Origin of the sequence: Brevibacillus sp. AF8, assembly GCF_021270385.1 — a bacterium.
In the GTDB taxonomy this organism is placed as follows: domain Bacteria; phylum Bacillota; class Bacilli; order Brevibacillales; family Brevibacillaceae; genus Brevibacillus.
In genome coordinates, this window is record NZ_JAGQDN010000005.1 from 69,005 (window position 1) to 87,781 (window position 18,777).

Sequence of the window (18,777 nt, forward strand, 5' to 3'; positions counted from 1 at the left end):
AAAAGATGCACACTGACACTCGGATACTCATTGTTGATGACGAAGCAGATTTCCGCCATCTATTAACCAGTCGATTAAAGAGAAAGGGATATACCACGCTGGAAGCACCTGACGGAATCAGCGCGCAGCAGCTAGTAACCAGCGAAACGATTCATGTGATTCTGCTTGATTTGAAAATGCCCGGGATGGACGGTCTCGCCTTTCTGCAATGGTGCAAGGAAGCCTCTCCTGCCATTCAAATCATTGTTGTAACGGGACACGGAACCATCGAAACAGCTATCGAAGCGATGAAACGCGGTGCTTATGATTATTTGACAAAACCTTACAATCTCAATGAATTGGAGGTATTGATTTCCAAGGCCATAGAAAAACAGCAGTTGACCGAGGAAAACCAACAGTTGAGAGAAGTGCTGTCGACAAATGGGAAAACGACGTTTCAAATCGTTGCGGAAAGCCCGAAGCTTAAAGAGGTCTTAGCAACTGCCAAGCGAGTAGCCAGTACGGATTTTCTCGTTCTCTTGAAAGGGGAAAGTGGGACAGGGAAGGATGTCATTGCGAGACTCATCTATGAATGTAGTGAGCGAGCAGCTGAGGCATTCGTACCGATCAATTTAGGGGCGATACCAGAAACGATGCTGGAAAGTGAACTGTTCGGACACGAAAAGGGAGCTTTTACAGGCGCAACTGCCCAAAAAAAGGGACTGGTAGAGATTGCTCACCTGGGGACGCTCTTTTTGGATGAAGTAGGGGATTTGCCTTTTCCTTTGCAGGTCAAGCTACTCCGTTTTCTGGAAACGGGTGAATTTCGCCGAATAGGGAGCCCGATTTTGCACAAAGTGGATGTTCGGATCATTGCTGCTACCAATGCCGATCTGGAGAAGAAAGTGGAAGAAGGAACGTTTCGGTCCGATCTCTATTTCCGGCTGCATGTCATGGATATAACGATTCCACCCCTCGCCAAGAGAAGAGAGGACATTTTGCCATTGTCGGCTTTCTTTTTGAATCGACTGAAGCGTAAGTATCCAGTCAAACCGCTTTCTGTGAAAGCCCAGGCCGCGCTTTTGGCCTATTCATTTCCTGGGAATGTTCGGGAGTTGGCTCATATGATCGAACGCGCTGTCGTTTTGGCAAAAGGAGAGGAGATTGAGGACAAGGATCTCTTTCCTCATGAACAGCCAGTGCATCACAACCCGTCAGATCGAAAGCTCCTTTTCTCTGCAGAATCGGGGGAGGAAGAGGCGTTTTTACTGAAACACGTAGAGCGAGAACATATCAAGCATGTGCTGGACGTTCTGCAATGGAACAAGACCAAGACAGCTGAGAAGCTGGGGATCAGCGTGCGTAATCTGTACCGAAAAATCGAAGAGTACGAGCTGCGACCGTGACATTTTGTCGCGTACTGACCATGACATTTTGGCATGGTCTTTTCTTTTTCTTGCTATTTGGAAGCGCCAAGTCGTTCGTTTTCCTGCTTCTATGGTTTGGCACGCCTCTTGCTACTTTCATGGTGTGAATGCACGATCAACATGGAGGAGTGAGACCTATGTTCAAAAAAGAGAAGACAGGCTGGAAGAAGCTGTCTATGGTTGTAGTGGCGATGCTGGTCTTTGCAGGCTGCGCTACACAGCAGACCGCTCAACCCACCTCAACAGCGAATGAGGCCAAAGATAAAACAGCGAGTGGGGCAACGGGAGCAATCAATTTAGATTCCTACACCCCGCCTAGTATGGACAAGGTGCCAGAAGGGCCATTGGGAGAATCGATTAAGTATGGACATAAGTTAATGAATGAAACGAGCACAGTGATCCCTGAATACACAGGGAATAAGCTTTCCTGCTCCAGCTGTCACGGTAATGCAGGAATGGATGCGACCTCCCCATTAACGGGTGTCACCGCAGTCTATCCCCAGTACATTCCAAGGTCTGGAAAAGTGATTACTATTGAAGATCGGATCAATGGTTGCTTTCAACGAAGCATGAACGGAAAGCCATTGCCTTACAACAGCGACGAAATGAGAGCGATGGTTGCCTATCTGACATATATCTCAACAGATGTACCAGTAGGAATTAAAGAGCGCCCGTGGATAGAGAAAAATGATATGAAGAGCGTACCTCAACCGAATGTGGCAAATGGAGAAGCCCTCTTCCAAAAATCGTGTTTACAATGCCATGCTGCTGATGGATCAGGTACAGGTCCAAACTCTGGCCCAGCACTATGGGGGGATAACTCCTTCAATATTGGTGCAGGCATGGCTCGAATTTCCAAAGCTGCTGGCTACATTCAGCGTAATATGCCTTTAGGGGAAATGGGTGGCATCAAGCAAGGCTCGTTAACCGATCAAGAAGCTGCGGACCTAGCTGCCTATATTTTGTCCAAGCCACGTCCAGACTTTGCCAAAAAGGCACAAGATTGGCCAGCTGGAGGGGTTCCAAAGGATGTGCCGTATGAAGTAGATAGCGCCAAGAAGAAGCAATAGGAACTCAATATCGAACCCCAAAATGGGGGCTGTCCCAAAAGTTATAAAATGACGGAGGGATAGTCCTCTTTTTGATAAAATGGAAGGATCATTCACGACTATTGTCAAAAAAGGAGGCACAAAATGAGCAGAACCTTTCAAAAAGGCATTATTTTCGATATGGACAACACCTTGTTGCAATCCAGGATCGATTTTACCGAGATGAAGCGGGCCATTTTTCAACTATGGGTGGACAATGGGATCGTTTCCCCAACATTTGAATGGGAAAAGCATACCGCATCACAGCTCATTGAGATCGGGCGAAAAGCGGAGCAGATGACGTCAGAGTTGGAGCAAGCGATGTGGGATGCAGTAACCGCGATCGAGAAGGAAGGGATGCATGGTGCTGTTCTGGAGCAACACGCGGTAGAAGTGCTGGAGGAGTTGAAGAACCGCTACCAGCTGTATATCTTAACCAACAACGCGCATGCTGCCGCAATGGAGGCTTTGAACGAGACGGGAATCGCCTCCTACTTCGCTGAAATCGTCGCCCGCGAGCAGATGACGGCATTGAAGCCATCTCCCTCCGGCGTTCACTATATTCGCAGCCGAAAGCCAGATTGGCCTGTTTCGGCCTGGACGATGATCGGGGATTCGTGGATCGATGGCAAGGCGGCCTGTGATGGACAAGTTGCTTTTATTGCCTATCAAGGGAATGAGTTGGACATGGAGCGAAATGGTGTTGTGCCAAGAGCGTACATCAATGATTTGAAAGAACTCCTGACGGTCCTCGAAATGTGCGAGCAAGAGTAAAAGTGCACTTCTCCAATAAATGATTACAGACAATAGCGAAAAATATGCTATACTTTGCCTAACTGAATACCAGCCTTCAGGGTAGGGTGCAATTCCCGACCGGCGGTAATGACGAACGCACGTCTGAGCCCGCGACTCGCTATCGAAGCAGTTGATAGCGACTGACTTGGTGCAAATCCAAGGCCGACGGTACAGTCCGGATGGGAGAAGGTATTTGGAACGGCCTGTTTCGCTGTTTTTTTCAAAAAACGGTAGAAGCGAGGCTTCTTTCTGAACGCCCTGAGCATAATATTCATGGGCGTTTTTATTTTTCATAAAACTTCATAGCGACAATCTTCAGGGCAAGGTGAAATTCCTGACCGGCGGTAATGGCGTACGTACGTCTGAGCCCGCGACTCGCTGACCACGCTTGCAGCGACTGATCTGGTGAAAGTCCAGAGCCGACGGTACAGTCCGGATGGAAGAAGATTTTTTGCTTTCTTCATTTGTTTTTTCAAAAAACAGATGAGGTAAGGCTTCTTTCCGTATGCCCTGAAACGCTGTGAGGTTTCAAGGGCTTTTTGCGTTGTGTTGGCTGGAATGATGGAACAGAAAGGAGTGCGGTATGGAACAGGACAGCAAGTACATGGATCTGGCGCTGGAGCTGGCACGATCGGCACGAGGCCAAACCAGTCCGAATCCCATGGTCGGAGCTGTGATTGTGAAAGATGGAACCATCGTGGGAATGGGAGCGCATCTGCGGGCAGGAGAGCCCCATGCTGAGGTGCACGCACTGCGGATGGCTGGGGAAAAAGCGCAAGGTGCGACCGTATATGTGACGCTGGAGCCTTGCAGTCACTATGGGAAAACACCGCCGTGTGCAGAGGCATTGATCGCAGCTGATGTACGTCGTGTGGTTGTAGCTACGCTCGATCCGAATCCATTGGTGGCGGGACGAGGCATCGAGATGCTGCGGGCAGCAGGAGTAGAAGTGGCGGTGGGCGTGAGAGAAGAGGAAGCGAAGGCGCTCAATGAAGTCTTTTTCCATTACATCCAAACCAGACGTCCATTTGTGACGGTAAAGACGGCCAGTACATTGGACGGAAAAATTGCTTCGGTCACGGGACACAGTCAGTGGATTACTGGTGCAGAGGCTCGGGCAGAGGTGCATGAACTTCGCAGGCAGCATGATGCAATCCTGGTTGGAGTTGGGACGATTCTCGCTGATGACCCACTGTTGACGGCGCGCAAGGGAGAGCAGTGTTTTGGGAGCCAGCCAGTTCGCGTGATTTTGGACAGCCAATTACGTACGCCGCTGGATGCCCGTGTCGTTCAGAATACAGATGCGAAGACATGGATCTTTACGACAGATGCAGCCCCAAGGGAAAAGCAGGAGCTGCTTGCAGCAAGAGGAGTTAAGGTCATCACAATGGTAGGGCCAATTCTCGTGGAAAAGGTGCTGGATACGTTGGGGGAGCTGGGGATTACCTCGTTGCTTGTGGAAGGCGGACAGGAAGTAAACGGCTCCTTTTTGCAGGCGAGAGCGATTCAGAAGGTCGTGAGTCATATCGCGCTAAAGCTGATCGGAGGAAGCGGTGCACCCTCGCCGTTCGGTGGTCAAGGTTTTGCAACGATGGGAGAAGCAGTGCAGCTGACAAATGTCATGATCACTCCGATTGGGAAAGGCGATCTACAGATCAGCGGGTACCCACAATGGGAGGATCAGACGTAGCAGGTGAGGAGGAGAGAGCATGTTCACGGGACTGGTCGAAGAAGTGGGCGTGTTGGAATCGATTCAAGGGAACGAACAGGCGAGTCGACTGGTCATCCGCGCACAGCAGGTACTTGAAGGGGTGAAGCTCGGCGACAGTATCTCGGTCAATGGCATTTGCCTTACGGTTACTTCTTATACCAATCGTCAGTTTTGCGTCGATGTGATGCCAGAGACAATGAATAAGACGAGCTTGCGCAAATTACGCAGTGGACAGCGAGTGAATTTGGAAAGGGCGATGCGGCTGGGAGATCGATTCGGCGGGCATATCGTCTCCGGACATGTAGACGGGACCGGAATAGTTGCTTCACGAGAGGTGAATGCGAATGCAGTTGTGTTTCGGATTGAGGCCAAACCGCAGCTGTTGAAGTACGTCATTGCCCGTGGATCGATTTGCATAGATGGCATCAGTCTCACCGTGGTGGACGTAAGCGATAGCGGTTTTACGGTTTCGATCATTCCGCATACGCTGGCGAATACGAGTCTTGCAGACAGACGACCTGGGGACTTGGTGAATCTCGAAACGGATGTCATCGGCAAATATGTGGAGCGCTTGTTAGGTTATCAAAACCATGGCGGTACAGAAAAATCTGGCGGGCTCAGTCTAGCCTTTTTGCAGGAAAATGGCTTCGCGTGAGTAGGAGGGAGTAAGCATGTTTCATCGCATAGAAGAAGCATTGGAAGATTTGCGTCAGGGCAAGGCAGTCATCGTGGTAGATGATGAGGATCGGGAAAATGAAGGAGATTTTGTCTGCATGGCCGAAGCGGCTACGCCTGAAATGATCAACTTCATGGTCACGCATGGCAGGGGACTCGTGTGCGTGCCGGTGACAGAAGAGCACGCAACTCGCTTGCAGCTGGCTCCGATGGTGAATGCCAATACAGACAAGCAAGGAACGGCTTTTACCGTGTCTATCGATGAAGGGAGCACACACACAGGGATATCCGCTCACGAGCGCTCTCAAACGGTCTTGGCGATGCTCAATGAGCAGAAGACCGCAGAAGATTTCCGCAGACCGGGACATATTTTTCCGTTAATCGCGAAGTCTGGCGGTGTATTGCGCAGAGCGGGTCACACGGAGGCGGCAGTTGATTTGGCTCGCTTGGCGGGGGGCATTCCAGCGGGAGTCATTTGCGAAATTATGAACGAGGATGGCTCCATGGCACGTCTGCCGGAATTGGTAGAGATTGCACGCCGCTTTGAGCTCAAGCTGATTACGATTGCAGACCTGATAGCGTATCGGATGCGGACGGAATCCATGGTGAAAAAGGAAATCGAAGTGCAGCTTCCGACCGCCTACGGTGATTTTCGAATAGCGGCCTATACGAACGAGCTGGATGGCAAAGAGCATGTGGCTCTCATTAAGGGGGAGATCGGACCGGATGAGCCCATTCTCGTCCGCGTGCACTCGGAGTGCTTGACAGGCGATATTTTCGGGTCATACCGCTGCGACTGCGGTCCACAGCTGCACGCTGCATTGGAACAGATCGAAGCGAACGGACGCGGCATTTTATTGTACATGCGCCAGGAGGGCAGAGGCATTGGCTTGATTAATAAGCTCCGTGCCTACAAGCTGCAGGAGGAAGGCTTGGATACGGTTGAGGCCAATGAAAAGCTAGGATTCGCTGCTGATCTGCGAGATTACGGTATTGGTGCGCAAATTTTGCGGGATTTAGGTGTGCAACGCATGCGGCTTTTGACCAATAACCCACGAAAAATCCGTGGGCTTACTGGCTACGGTTTGACAGTAGAAGAACGGGTGCCGATTCAAATGCCGGAGCATCTGCACAATAAACAGTACCTGACAACAAAACAAGAGAAGCTGGGCCACCTGCTTCATCTGCACAGATAAGGAGAGGGAATAAGCGATGAGAACATTCGAAGGACATTTGGTTGGAACAGGTTTGCGTGTAGGGATTGTGGCAGGACGTTTTAATGAATTGATCGTAAGCAAGCTGGTCGGAGGGGCCCTTGATGCCTTGAAGCGTCATGGCGTAGAAGAGGAGAAGGTAGACGTGGCATGGGTTCCGGGGGCATTTGAAATTCCGTTGATCGCCAAAAAAATGGCGGAATCCGGTCGCTATGATGCAGTTGTTACATTGGGAGCTGTCATTCGTGGCTCCACTCCACACTTCGATTATGTCTGCAATGAGACCGCAAAAGGAGTCGCGTCCCTATCTTTATCCACTGGGGTACCCGTTATTTTTGGTGTTTTGACGACAGACAATATCGAGCAAGCCATCGAGCGAGCAGGAACCAAAGCAGGCAACAAAGGCTGGGAAGCCGCAACGGCAGCGATCGAAATGGCTAACTTATCTAAGCAGTTCGCCTAATCATTTCATATGGGTAGCGAGATAGTTCAACGGGGGCTTTGGCTCCCGTTTTCTATTTTTTTGGATAAAATCACCACGGGTAGGTCAAAGTAAGAAAGATTTTCCTGAAAAAAAGGGGGATCTAACGTGAAGCCGACTGATTGGTGGAGAGCGCAGGTAGAGGCCATACAAACAAAGCGGCGCATCAGTTCGGTACAAGCGCGGCGAAGTGAACAAATTACACCGGAAATGGTAAAACAGTGCATGCAAAACGTGGATGACCTCAGCAGCTTGTCATTGAAGATGAATGACGAAGAGGTACACGTTTTTTTTCTCGATACGCTGGTGGATGTGTCCCGGATTTATGAGAATGTCTTTCTTCCGTTGCAGCGTTCCGACGGGAAAGACCCGATGCAGGTGCTCCCTTTCTCACAGGAATGTCTTCTTGACGATATGGAGACGTTGATGAGTAACTTGCTACGCGGTCATACCATCTTGTTTTTCCTGGAAAGGGATCTCATTCTGCATGTGAATACATTTCAGGTCGCGCATCGTTCCATTACGAAATCCGAGACGGAGGCGACCGTCCTTGGACCGCAAGATTCCTTTGTTGAAATGCTGGAGATCAATTTGTCCTTGCTTCGGAGAAGACTGGCTACGCCTCATCTGAAAGTATCGAGCTACTCGATTGGCACCGAGGCGCACAACAAGGTAGCTGTGATTTATCTGGACAACATCGCGAGCGCAGAAAATGTGGAGCGCGTGAAAAAACGGCTCGACAATGTCATTTACCCTGGATTTGTCGGGATGCCTGTCTTAAAGCAAATGCTGGAGGATAAGCCGTACTCTCCGTTCCCGCAATTTGGCTTGACGGGTCGGCCTGACAATGCAACAGCAGCCTTGTTGGACGGCAGGATCGTGATCATGCTGAATGGCAGTCCGGATGCTGCTATCTGTCCGACTTCCTTTCTGGAGATGTTTAGTAGCCCCGAAGACTTTTACAATCGATGGTCAACGGCGAGCTTGCTGCGGGTGATTCGCTTTTTCGGTTTATTTATCACTATCATGCTTACCTCCAGCTATGTCTCTGTCTTGACGTATCATCCGGAAATGCTTCCACCCGCTTTGCTGACGATTTTGTCTGAATCGCGCAGTCGTGTGCCTTTTCCGCCAGTGATCGAGGTGCTCATTATTGAGCTCGTCATCGAGATTTTGAGAGAAGCAGGGATACGCATGCCGACTAAAATCGGTCAAACAATCGGTATCGTTGGCGGTATCGTGATCGGGACAGCCTCCGTACAAGCAGGGTTAGCCAGTAATATCCTGATCGTCCTTGTTTCTGTATCAGCGCTGCTTTCTTTTGTGCCACCCAATTTTTTGATGAGTAATGCGATTCGGCTCGTTCGCTATGGTTTTATCTTGATGGCAGGCGTATTGGGCATGTACGGCCAGATGCTGGCACTGTCGTTTTTATTCGCGCATTTGCTCAATCTGACTTCGCTCGGGACTCCGTACATGACCCCGGGAGTTCCGCGTCAATGGACCGATTTGATGAATAGTCTCGTACGTGCGCCATTGAGGTTTATCGTCAATCGAAACCGCATGTCCCGGGCAAAGCAAAAGCATGTCCGGCCAGTTGGGGAGGACTAAGGAGATGGATAGAGGGAGAATTCACAGCCTGAATCCGATCCTGGTAATCGGATTGATTATGAATACGATGGTGGGGGTCAATTTACTTGGACTGGCTCATTCTGCCAGCAAACTAGGCTACAATCTGTGGTGGTCTCCGATTCTGTTGGGATGCATCGTCAGCTTAACGTTAATTCCGATGATGGCCTTGTGCCGTCGCTATCCAGAGGATAATCTGTTTCGGATTCACGAAAAGCTTTTGGGAAAATGGCTGGGACGCTGTTTCAATATCTTGATTATCGTCTACGCCATTCTGAATGTATCTACCGCCAATGAAGGATATGTCAGGCTGGTGCAAACCTCCATGCTGAGCAATCAGACTGCCACATTGCCGTTGCTCGGATTGACTTTGACGATGGTCTACATTACAAATGGCGGCATCAAATTAATCGCGCGTTTTTGCCTGCTAACCTTCTTTTTTACGGGCTGGATGGTTTTTCTTTTGCAGTACGGATTTCAAAAGGGAGGATACACACATATTTTTCCTCTATTTAATACAGATTGGCGCAGTATAGCCGAAACCGTGCACAATTCTTACGCGAGTATGCTTGGGTATGAATTGGTCCTGTTTTTCTACCCGTATATCCAAGAGAAGAACAAGGCACACAAGCATGTGCTGATTGGGGTATGGATCGTGGTTTTGTTTTATGTCATGGTCTTGCTCACAAGCGTAGCTTATTTTTCCGAATGGCAAATGGAAAATCTTATATATCCCATATTGAATTTGTTTAAGGCTGTAGAGCTGTCTTTTTTGGAGCGGATCGAAAATCTCGGGATTGGTCTCTGGGTCTTCCTCATTCTCAGCACGAGTACGGGATATTTGTGGGTTGCACGTACAGGTCTTGAAGAAATGGCAGAAAAGACTCGGCTATGGCATTTGCTTTTACCGACCATTATTTCGTTTTTATTCATTGTAGGGCCATTATCTGTAGAAAAACAACGCTACATTTATGACAAAGTGACTGTTTACATAGCCTATGGATTGATCTTATGGCCTATTTTTTTGTTATTGCTTCATTCCTTGAGGTTCGGTAGAGGAGAGCGGGTATCATGAAGAGGGCAAGCTGGTTCATTGTTACGGTTATCCTCTTATTCAGCCTTTGCGGGTGCGGACGCGAACTCGAACTCGAACGGCCATCACTGGAAGACATGGCCATGATTGGGGTTATGGGCTTCGATTATGTAGATCGTGAAAAAATAGATGTCACCGTATCTGTACCGGTTCCCTCCAAAAATAAGGAATCCACGCAGGTATACTCGACTTTTGCTTCGATGACGAGCGAGGCGATGCTGAATCTCGCGACAAAAGCAGAGAGGACCATGTCTCTCTCTCAATTGCGTGTGATTTTGTTCAGTGAAGAATACGCCCGCAAAGTAGGGATCGGAAAAGTCATCCTTGATCTCTACCGCAATCCGATTGTAGGAGAAAATGTATACATTGCCGTCGTACAAGGAAAAGCGAAAGATGTCATCAAAAAAACCTATAACCACAGGCCGGAAATCAACACGTATTTGAACAACTTGCTTCGTCCGCGAGTGGAAACGGCCTTTTCGTCTTTTGCGACCATTCACGATTTTGTTTTTATGATGACCAGCAACACGATGGACCCCAATCTTCCTTATCTCATTCACAGAGACGGAGAGATTCAGATCACCAAGGCTGCCCTTTTTCGAGTGGACAGGATGATCGGAATGTACTCACAGCGAGAGGGGAAGCTGGTTCAGGGCTTTCTGGGAAGAGAACGCTTGCCACGTATGAGCTTCGAGTTCCAGCACGAGACGAAAACAGGTAAAAAACAAAGGGAAAAGGTCGTCTTCGATTTTGTGCGGGCAAAAACGAAAGTAAGAAGCGAAGGCAGCCTGAAAAAGCCTGTTATCCACATCGATCTTAAGGTAAGAGGAATGCTGGTAGGCTATTCAGGCAACAAGGATTTGGAGAAGCGGGCTCAATTTCGGACCTTGATTCAAGAGCTTGAGAAACGGATCAAAAAGGAAAGCATGGAGATGTTGGTGCGTTTTCAAAAGCAAGGGGTTGACCCGGCGCAGCTAGAGGAGAGCATTCGCCAAAAATATTATGGCAAATGGACACGCGAAACGGGTCTCGCCCTATATAAAAAAGCGAAATTTAATGTCAGAGTTCATGTGGATATCGTTGGTTTTGGGACACTGAAATAAGGAGCAGCAGCATTCCGGCGTGGTTAGAACAGACGCCTGAATTCGCGCCAGATCGCACCCAAAGTCCGGCGATTTACATTTTGGAGCTTGCCGTGTAACAGGTTCGTCAAACCGATGAAGGTGAGCTCTTGATCTTTCGTATACGGATACCAGTTGAACTCGCGTTTGCGCTTGCCCGGATCATGGATGACAGAGATGCTGTGCGTAAAGGCTTGCAGTCCTGAAGGTCCACGATAACGACCAATACCGCTCTGTTTGACCCCGCCAAAAGGAAGATGGGGATTGGCGTAGCTGATAATGACGTCATTGATGCACACATTGCCGCTGTCGATCTGACGAGCTACGCGATCCGCTTTTGTTTTATCGGCTGACCATACGGAGGCATTCAGTCCGTACGGTGAGCTATTAGCCAGGCGAACAGCCTCCTCTTCGGTGGAAAAAGTCATGATGGGCAGCACTGGACCAAAGGTCTCTTCCCGCATGATTTTCATTTCAGTCGTCACGTTTGTGAGAATGGTCGGCGCGATATACATGCTGTCAGAGGAAGGAAGTCCTCCGGTGACTGAAGTCGCGCCCGCAGCCAGTGCTTCGCTCACATGCTCACGGATAATGCCGATTTGTTGGGAAGACGTCATCGAACCGACCTCGGCCTCATTCGGATAGCTTTGGCGCAATGCTTTTGTTTTTTCAGTGACTAGTTTGAGAAACTCAGGATATACCTTTTCATGGACAAAAAGACGTTCAACAGACATACACACCTGTCCAGAGTTCGTAAAAGCCCCCCACACCGCGCCATTTGCTGCCCGTTCCAAATGAGCGTCTTCAAATACGATCATCGGGTCCTTCCCGCCCAGCTCCAATTCAACAGGGATCAAATGCTCCGAAGCTGCTGCCATAATTTTTTTGCCTGTCGCAACAGAGCCTGTGAAAAATATTTTATCTGGGCGCGCAGCTACCAGCGCCTGTCCAGCTTCGCGTCCTCCATGCAGGACGGTTACGACTCCAACTGGCATAGAAACAGCGGAAAAAACCTCTTCCATAAGCAGTCCGGTAGAAGCAGTCACCTCGGAAGGTTTTAAAATAACGGTATTGCCTGCTACCAGCGCAGATAATACGGGAATAATGGCAAGCTGAAACGGATAATTCCACGGAGAAATGACCGCGACGACACCCATCGGCTTGTAGTGGATATACGATTTCTTCGGCCATAGTACGATAGAGGTTGGTACTGGCTGATCGGCCAGCATCTGATAGGCATGTTTTTCATAAAAGCGGATCGTGTCGACAGTGACGAAAATTTCGGTCATATACGCTTCCAATGTAACTTTTCCGGTAGCCTCACTAATTTTTCGGGCGATTTCTTCGCCGTGATCGACTAAATAGTGCCGCAACCGTGTCAAATAGTCCAGACGCTCGGCCAACGATGTCGTGGACCAAGCTGGAAAGGCAAGACGTGCACGTGCCATCGCGTCTTCTACTTGTTCTGGAGTCGCTTCCTGTAAAGCGCCAAGCAGCTCTCCAGTGGCGGGATTTTGCATGGACAGGACTGCCATCCTAATTCACCTCGATTCAGGAGATAAAGATTCAGAAGAGAAGAGTGTATCCATCAAATGGGCAAAGGCCAGTTCAAAATGAGCAATCGCTTCTTCTGGCTTCTGCAAGTCATCGAGCAAAAATTGAAAAAGGAATCCGTCGATTGCAGAGTAGATGAGTGAGATTGCGGAGTTTTCGTCAATGGTCAACGGTGATTGTTCTTCGCGCTGCAACCGTACGAGCATACGAGAGATGAGCTGATGCAGACGGGCTCGAATGATTTTTACCTGTTCACCAAAGGCGGCAACGTACATGGCCTGTACCTGCAAGTCATACCAGAGCCGATGCAGATTTCGATCCTCTTGTAGACTACGGCACAGGACACGGGCTAGAGCTGCTGACCATTTTCCAGATGGAGCTGCGAGCACTTCGCGTTCCAACTCCTCCATAAAACGTCCCTTGTAGCTAGAGATAACAGCGAGCAAAAGCTCTTCTTTGCTTGCAAAGTAATAATGCAGAATGCCAAGTGAGACGCCAGATTCCTTGGCAATGTCGCGCAAGGAAACATGAGCATACCCTTTTTCAGCCAAACAAGCAGTCGCTTGCTCAATCAAAAATGCCCGTTTTGCTTCGGCTTTTTTTGGGGTAGTCACTTTCTCACCTCGTTTTTGGACGACTGTCCAGTTTTTCTGTTTTTATTGTATTTTTACGGATGATGTCTGTCAATGAGAGAGCTGCCCATAAAAAAGAAGCGGCTTCATTACCGCTTCCTTTGCCGCTCCCAGCGTCGTAAATACGGATAAGGATCAAATGACCAATCCGCGCCACCTGTTTCTCTGTACATCCCGTAGTGCAGATGGGGAGGGAATTTTCCTGAAGTACCAGGCTTCCCATAACCAGAACTGCCGACATATCCGATCACTTCACCCGGTTCCACGATGTCACCCGGCTTCAATCCCTTTTTAAACGAGGACAGATGTGCGAAGTAATGATACACATTGCCCATGTCACGCATGCCGATCCTCCATCCGCCATACCTGTTCCAGCCGAGTACCTCAATGACTCCATATGCTGTGCTGAGTACGGGAGTGCCGTGACTGGCAAAAATATCGGTCCCCTCGTGGATGCGACGACCACCCCAGCCGCGTGGCGCTCCCCATGTACTGCGGTAGCTGTATTCGTACCTCGTGGGGATAGGAAAATGCCGCTCTTCTAGGGCCAGGTGCTGGTACTTTGCATACACCTGCGCGAACTGCCTGATCGTCTTCACGGACCGATCTCGCTGGTAGTAAGACCAGAGACCAATTTGCCAATCTTCATCGGAAAAGCCGTATTGAGATAGGTAATGAATGAAAGTAGTGAGTGCATCGAGATCGTTGTGTCGATCCGCTAGCCCATCGCCGTCGCCATCCATCCCGACCCCTTGAAAAAACTGAATGGATACCGGATTCGTATCTTCTGCATCGGGATTGAACGCACCTGCCCAACGATCGCTTGGAATGTCCACGGCTGTTAGCCGCGAGACGTTTTCTTGCTCCTGCTTCTTCTTGCGTATTTTCATGGTTCGCTCGTATTGATCAATGGCTGCCAAGTAATTCCATGGGATGCCGTACATCGATTCCAAGCGGAAAAAGAGTTGCAAGCGTTCTTGAAAAACCGGGTCTTGTCCTTTGGCGGACGGAGCGATTCCGGCGGCGGATTCTAGTGGCGAAATAGCTGCAACCACGCACAAGCTGATCTGAATGATTAGGCGGAAAACTCGCATGCCGTCTCCCTCCAGCTTCTAGTCTTTTGCTGTAGTTTCTGCCAGTTGGAGTGGATTATCCAAGATACTTTTGGAAGAGCTTTTGGTTGTTATCGAGGAAAGTTTTGTAAATTTGCGGCAAAATGAGGCAGGAGCAAACCATATCGTCAAAGAATTGAAATCAAGAGGAGTGTATTCCTTAAAAATCGCCATGAGGAGGCTGTGTGATGAGCAAAAAAGTGTTGATTGTAACAGGCGACGCTGTAGAGGCACTGGAGGTTTTCTATCCGTATTACCGCTGCTTGGAAGAAGGGTATGAAACGGTCATTGCAGCACCCAGCGTGAAAACCCTGCACACCGTTTGCCATGATTTCGAAGCACACAGTGAGACGTACACTGAAAAGCCCGCTTATCAGCTTCCCGCCCATGTTGCATTCTCAGACATTAACCCTGAGGCGTTTGACGCCTTGATTATCCCGGGGGGACGAGCACCTGAGCATATCAGGCTCAATGAGCATTTGAAGCCGATTGTGGCGCACTTTTTCGAGACGAACAAGCCAGTCGCAGCCATCTGCCATGGCTCCCAAGTATTGACCATCGTTCGCGAGCACTTAGCCGGTCGTGAAATCACAGCTTACCAGGCTTGCAAACCCGACGTAGAAGCGTGCGGAGCGATCTACCAAACGGAAACGCTCCATGTCGATGGCAATCTTGTTTCCGGACATGCATGGCCAGACCTGCCAGGCTTCATGCGTGAATTCCTCCATTTGCTCAAGTAAACAACCAGTCCTCCAAACTTCCGTCATTGCTGGCGGAAGTTTTTTCGTTCTGACAGATGCTTTTCATCCAGCCTTTTCCTCTGTATCATAAAGGGAAAGTATGTTCGTCTGTTTTATGTGAGGAGTGGAATTGATTGTGCTGTCATTTATCCATACAGCGGATGTCCATCTGGATGCGCCGCTTCAAATGTTGGGGGAGCGTTACGAACTGCGTCAGGATGATTTTCGTCAAACGATGAAAAGAATCCGTGACCTCGTTCGCGAAAAGGAAGCAGACTTCTGGCTCATAGCCGGAGATTTGCTGGAATACCACGGAGGAAGACGATCCACTGCGATGTTTTTACGCGATCTTTTTTCCAGCATCGCACCAATCCCTGTCGTGATCGCACCTGGCAATCACGATCCGTGGCGAGCGGATTCGTTTTATCAAACATTGGAATGGCCGGGGAACGTCTACTGGTTTACACCCGAGTGGGGCGTGTATGAATTTCCCGAAAAGTCATGCGTGATCTACGGCTGGGGCTTCGGACAGCCACATGTGTATGAGTCGCCACTCGATACGTTTCCAGGCAAATTGGGAGGGTATGCCCATCATCTGATGGTTTTGCATGCCAGTGTGCTTTCCAATTCAGGAAATGAAGAGCATCATCCGTATGCGCCTGTCACCTTGCAGCAGCTCGTACAGACGGGCATGGACTATGTTGCGATGGGACACATCCACAAGCCGGAACAATTCATGCATCCTGTCAAAAAACAACCGCTTGCCGCTTATCCAGGCTCTCCGGAAGGGCTGACGAGCAAGGAAGCGGGAGAACGACATGTTTTGTATGGAGAACTGGATCATGACGGCAGATTGCAGCTCACGGCGATTCCTGTCCAGTCACGCAAAATTCAAAAGCTGGAAATCAAAGCGAATGGAGTCGAAACGACTGAGCAGCTCATTGATCGGATGGAGGAGCAACTCGCAGAGGAAAAGGATTCCGCTATCATGCACATCACGCTGACAGGGGAACGCGCAGCCCATTTTCAGCCTCCCTTGTCTGTCCTTCAACAGCGATTTTCACGTTTTTTTGTGCTGCAGCTGACAGACCGGACCTGGCCTGATGTAGATGAGGACAAGCTGATCGCAGATGGTGGCGTCTGGGGGAGATGGCTTTCCAAGCTGGCAGAGGCGGAGGCCCGTGCGCAAAATGAGGACGAACGAGAAATCGTCAGGTTAGCGAAGCAAGAGGCTTTGGCTCGGATTGGAGGAACCATTCGATGAAAATGGAGGAGCTAGTGCTAAGGGGCTTCGGAAAATGGCAGGATGCTACCTTCCGTTTTGCTCCAGGCATCAATCTGTTTTATGCCCCGAATGAGTCAGGAAAATCAACCATCCTTCATGGGATATTCGCTGCCTTGTATGGGATGAAGCGCGATTACGTCAAATCGTCGCGATACTTGCCCGAATATGAAAAGTACCGTCCGTGGCAGAGTGGCTCGTATGAAACGATCATTACATACAAATTAGCGGGCAGAACCTATCGTCTGCACCGTCAATTGACGAAGGAACGAGAGGAGGCGCGCCTCTTTTTGGACCCGGAATGGACGGAGCTGACTGATCTTTATTTGGAAGACAGGCGCAAGGAAAGGAATTTTATTGAAAAGCATACGGGCCTTACACGCAGTCTATTTACGGATTTGACGTGGATCAGGAGAGAACCGCTTCAAGCGGCTGAGCATTTGATTCCGACCTTTACGACTGCGGAAGAAGCCAATCCGGCTGTCCAACAAATTTTGGCGGAGCTGGATCGAGAGATTGCCCTCATCGGCAAAAAAGAACGGGCCGAAAATACACTTTTGGGAAAAGCCGCTACGAAGGTGGCGCAAAAAGAGCAGGAGAAGGAAAACGCAAAGGCAGCTTGGCGAACGATCAGCCAACTGACGCTACAAATAGCGGAAGCCACAGAAGAATGCCAGCAATTGGAACTGCGCCGCGAACGATTGCAGCAGCGTCTGGATCGCTCAACTGGACAAGCAAAAGCGTTGCAGGAACGATGGCAACGAAGCTATGCTCCCGTCAGTCAACAAGACTGGTCGTGGTGGGAGCAAACAGCTCGTTCAGAGGACGAGTTGGCCATTCATGAAGAGGCAAGACGAGCTCTCACTCAGGTAAACATGCAGACGGTAACTGTACACCAGGGGGATGACCAGCTCATTCCCTTACAACACGATTATGAAAAAGGAACACAATTGCTCAGACAGCGAGAAGCATTGCATATTCGTTTGGCGACATTGGCTGTATCCGCCCTTTCTTCAAGTCCGCGAAGATCAGCATCACGCAGCACCCGACAAGGCAATCAGGCAAAAAGGAAGCGCGGGGCTGCCCTTATGTGGGGCGGCGCAGGGATATTGTCTGTTCTCGGGTTAATCGGCTTCGTGAGTGGACATCCCATTCTGGGAGGAATTTCTGCGACTGCCGCTTTGTTGCTGTTCGGCTTTGGGGTTTTCTTGTTGCGAGTAGGCGCAAGTACGGGCGGAGCCAAACAGACAGAAGATCATGATGCGGTACAGGAAAGTCAAAGGATACAAGAAGAGATCGCCTCCATCGATGCTGAAATCGCCATACTCGTTCAGAGATGGGGGGCGAGTAATTGGGATACATTTTTGGAAAGACGGGAAGAGCTACTGAAAAGCACAAGCAAACAACAATCTGAGCATCTTCTATCGGAAATGGAGAAAACGAAGCGGGAGGCTGATCTGTCTGCAATCTGGGGTGAGGGACTTCGGAACTTGCTGGATCAGGAAAAAACCGCGCTTGAGACCGAGCAAGGAAAATTACGCATCGAGATAGTGGAGATTGAGGAGAGACTACAGGAGCTGCGAGAACACATGGCCAGAGGACATGGGGAGATGGCGGTTCATGAGAGCCTGTCATTAGCTCGCGCGACAGATGAGCTTGAGGAAGCGCAGGCAGCACTTCGTCAGCTGCAAAATAAGCGAGATGCTCTTCAGCTGGCACGGGAAATGTTGCAGGAGGCAGTAGGGGAATGGCAACGAGATAGCACACCCGCTGTGAATCAGCAGGCTTCGGAGATCATCGGGCATATTACAGGGGGAGCGTATCGGGATGTCAGACTCGATCCGCGTGACGGATTTGCCGTTCGTTTGCTTGATCCGACCAACCAAATGGTGCTCGAACAGGCTCAATGTTCCACTGGGACCGCCGATCAGCTATACCTTGCCCAGCGCTTGGCATTGGTGCATCATGCCAAGCAGTCGGAGCCATTGCCGCTCTTTTTCGATGATCATTTTGTCCATTATGATGAAGAGCGTCTGCATCGAACGCTTGACTATATCGCGATGCTGGCACAAGAACATCAAGTGTTTCTTTTCACCTGTCATGAGCGAGAGCTGCGCATACTTGGGCCATTGCTTCATAAAGGGAACCGCCATGCCGTGCATCGGATCGGGTAATTGTTTCCGGGGGAGGAAAGAGGTTGCCCCTCCGAAATCCAACCTCTATAATGGAGATTGTTATTGTCTT

The 18,777-nt window shown here is 49.7% G+C and carries 16 protein-coding genes and 2 riboswitches; of the genes, 13 read left to right on the forward strand and 3 right to left on the reverse strand.

The window, feature by feature from the left end; genetic code table 11:
• Positions 1 to 5: 5 nt before the first annotated feature.
• The 10 genes from KB186_RS09615 to KB186_RS09660 all read left to right on the forward strand — a co-directional run bounded on the left by KB186_RS09615 (position 6) and on the right by KB186_RS09660 (position 11,195).
• Positions 6 to 1,385, forward strand: a complete 1,380-nt coding sequence (locus KB186_RS09615) for a sigma-54-dependent transcriptional regulator (RefSeq protein ID WP_232773484.1) — start codon at positions 6 to 8, stop codon at positions 1,383 to 1,385.
• Between the two features lie 158 nt (positions 1,386 to 1,543).
• On the forward strand, positions 1,544 to 2,476 hold the full coding sequence (locus KB186_RS09620) for a c-type cytochrome (protein WP_232773485.1): 933 nt from the start codon (positions 1,544 to 1,546) through the stop codon (positions 2,474 to 2,476).
• Between the two features lie 123 nt (positions 2,477 to 2,599).
• The gene (locus tag KB186_RS09625) at positions 2,600 to 3,268 is read left to right on the forward strand and encodes an HAD family hydrolase (RefSeq protein ID WP_232773486.1); all 669 of its coding nucleotides are present in this window, start codon (positions 2,600 to 2,602) and stop codon (positions 3,266 to 3,268) included.
• Between the two features lie 68 nt (positions 3,269 to 3,336).
• A riboswitch (FMN riboswitch) is annotated at positions 3,337 to 3,484 on the forward strand.
• 112 nt (positions 3,485 to 3,596) lie between these two features.
• Positions 3,597 to 3,741, forward strand: a riboswitch (FMN riboswitch).
• A 131-nt stretch (positions 3,742 to 3,872) separates the two neighbouring features.
• Positions 3,873 to 4,979, forward strand: a complete 1,107-nt coding sequence (ribD, locus tag KB186_RS09630) for a bifunctional diaminohydroxyphosphoribosylaminopyrimidine deaminase/5-amino-6-(5-phosphoribosylamino)uracil reductase RibD (RefSeq protein ID WP_232773487.1) — start codon at positions 3,873 to 3,875, stop codon at positions 4,977 to 4,979.
• A gap of 19 nt (positions 4,980 to 4,998) precedes the next feature.
• A complete protein-coding gene (locus KB186_RS09635) occupies positions 4,999 to 5,655 on the forward strand; it encodes a riboflavin synthase (RefSeq protein ID WP_232773488.1) in 657 nt (218 codons plus the stop codon).
• Between the two features lie 16 nt (positions 5,656 to 5,671).
• Entirely contained in the window at positions 5,672 to 6,871 is a 1,200-nt protein-coding gene (locus KB186_RS09640; RefSeq protein ID WP_173610038.1) for a bifunctional 3,4-dihydroxy-2-butanone-4-phosphate synthase/GTP cyclohydrolase II, read from the forward strand.
• Between the two features lie 16 nt (positions 6,872 to 6,887).
• Positions 6,888 to 7,352: a 6,7-dimethyl-8-ribityllumazine synthase gene (gene ribH, locus KB186_RS09645; protein WP_232773489.1), complete on the forward strand. Its 465-nt coding sequence runs from the start codon at positions 6,888 to 6,890 to the stop codon at positions 7,350 to 7,352.
• A 126-nt stretch (positions 7,353 to 7,478) separates the two neighbouring features.
• Positions 7,479 to 8,981: a spore germination protein gene (locus KB186_RS09650; RefSeq protein WP_232773490.1), complete on the forward strand. Its 1,503-nt coding sequence runs from the start codon at positions 7,479 to 7,481 to the stop codon at positions 8,979 to 8,981.
• Between the two features lie 4 nt (positions 8,982 to 8,985).
• Positions 8,986 to 10,074 (forward strand): GerAB/ArcD/ProY family transporter, encoded by a 1,089-nt coding sequence (locus KB186_RS09655; protein WP_232773491.1) that lies wholly within the window; start codon positions 8,986 to 8,988, stop codon positions 10,072 to 10,074.
• Positions 10,071 to 11,195: a Ger(x)C family spore germination protein gene (locus KB186_RS09660; protein WP_232773492.1), complete on the forward strand. Its 1,125-nt coding sequence runs from the start codon at positions 10,071 to 10,073 to the stop codon at positions 11,193 to 11,195. The genes KB186_RS09655 and KB186_RS09660 overlap by 4 nt, the downstream gene beginning before the upstream one ends.
• 23 nt (positions 11,196 to 11,218) lie before the next feature.
• On the opposite strand, the gene KB186_RS09665 is transcribed toward KB186_RS09660, so the two are convergent.
• The 3 genes from KB186_RS09665 to KB186_RS09675 all read right to left on the reverse strand — a co-directional run bounded on the left by KB186_RS09665 (position 11,219) and on the right by KB186_RS09675 (position 14,493).
• A complete protein-coding gene (locus KB186_RS09665) occupies positions 11,219 to 12,748 on the reverse strand; it encodes an aldehyde dehydrogenase family protein (protein ID WP_232773493.1) in 1,530 nt (509 codons plus the stop codon).
• A 6-nt stretch (positions 12,749 to 12,754) separates the two neighbouring features.
• Positions 12,755 to 13,381: a TetR/AcrR family transcriptional regulator gene (locus tag KB186_RS09670; RefSeq protein WP_232773494.1), complete on the reverse strand. Its 627-nt coding sequence runs from the start codon at positions 13,379 to 13,381 to the stop codon at positions 12,755 to 12,757.
• A gap of 107 nt (positions 13,382 to 13,488) precedes the next feature.
• Positions 13,489 to 14,493 carry a M23 family metallopeptidase gene (locus tag KB186_RS09675; protein ID WP_232773495.1) on the reverse strand — a complete coding sequence of 335 codons (1,005 nt, stop codon included), beginning with the start codon at positions 14,491 to 14,493 and terminating at the stop codon, positions 13,489 to 13,491.
• A gap of 206 nt (positions 14,494 to 14,699) precedes the next feature.
• Between KB186_RS09675 and KB186_RS09680 the strand changes: the two genes are divergently transcribed.
• The 3 genes from KB186_RS09680 (at position 14,700) to KB186_RS09690 (ending at position 18,707) form a co-directional block, all read left to right on the forward strand.
• A complete protein-coding gene (locus KB186_RS09680) occupies positions 14,700 to 15,251 on the forward strand; it encodes a DJ-1/PfpI family protein (protein WP_232773496.1) in 552 nt (183 codons plus the stop codon).
• A gap of 136 nt (positions 15,252 to 15,387) precedes the next feature.
• The gene (locus KB186_RS09685; RefSeq protein ID WP_173610046.1) at positions 15,388 to 16,515 is read left to right on the forward strand and encodes a metallophosphoesterase family protein; all 1,128 of its coding nucleotides are present in this window, start codon (positions 15,388 to 15,390) and stop codon (positions 16,513 to 16,515) included.
• Positions 16,512 to 18,707 (forward strand): ATP-binding protein, encoded by a 2,196-nt coding sequence (locus tag KB186_RS09690; RefSeq protein WP_173610047.1) that lies wholly within the window; start codon positions 16,512 to 16,514, stop codon positions 18,705 to 18,707. Before KB186_RS09685 ends, KB186_RS09690 begins: the two co-directional genes overlap by 4 nt.
• The last annotated feature ends 70 nt before the right edge of the window (positions 18,708 to 18,777 follow it).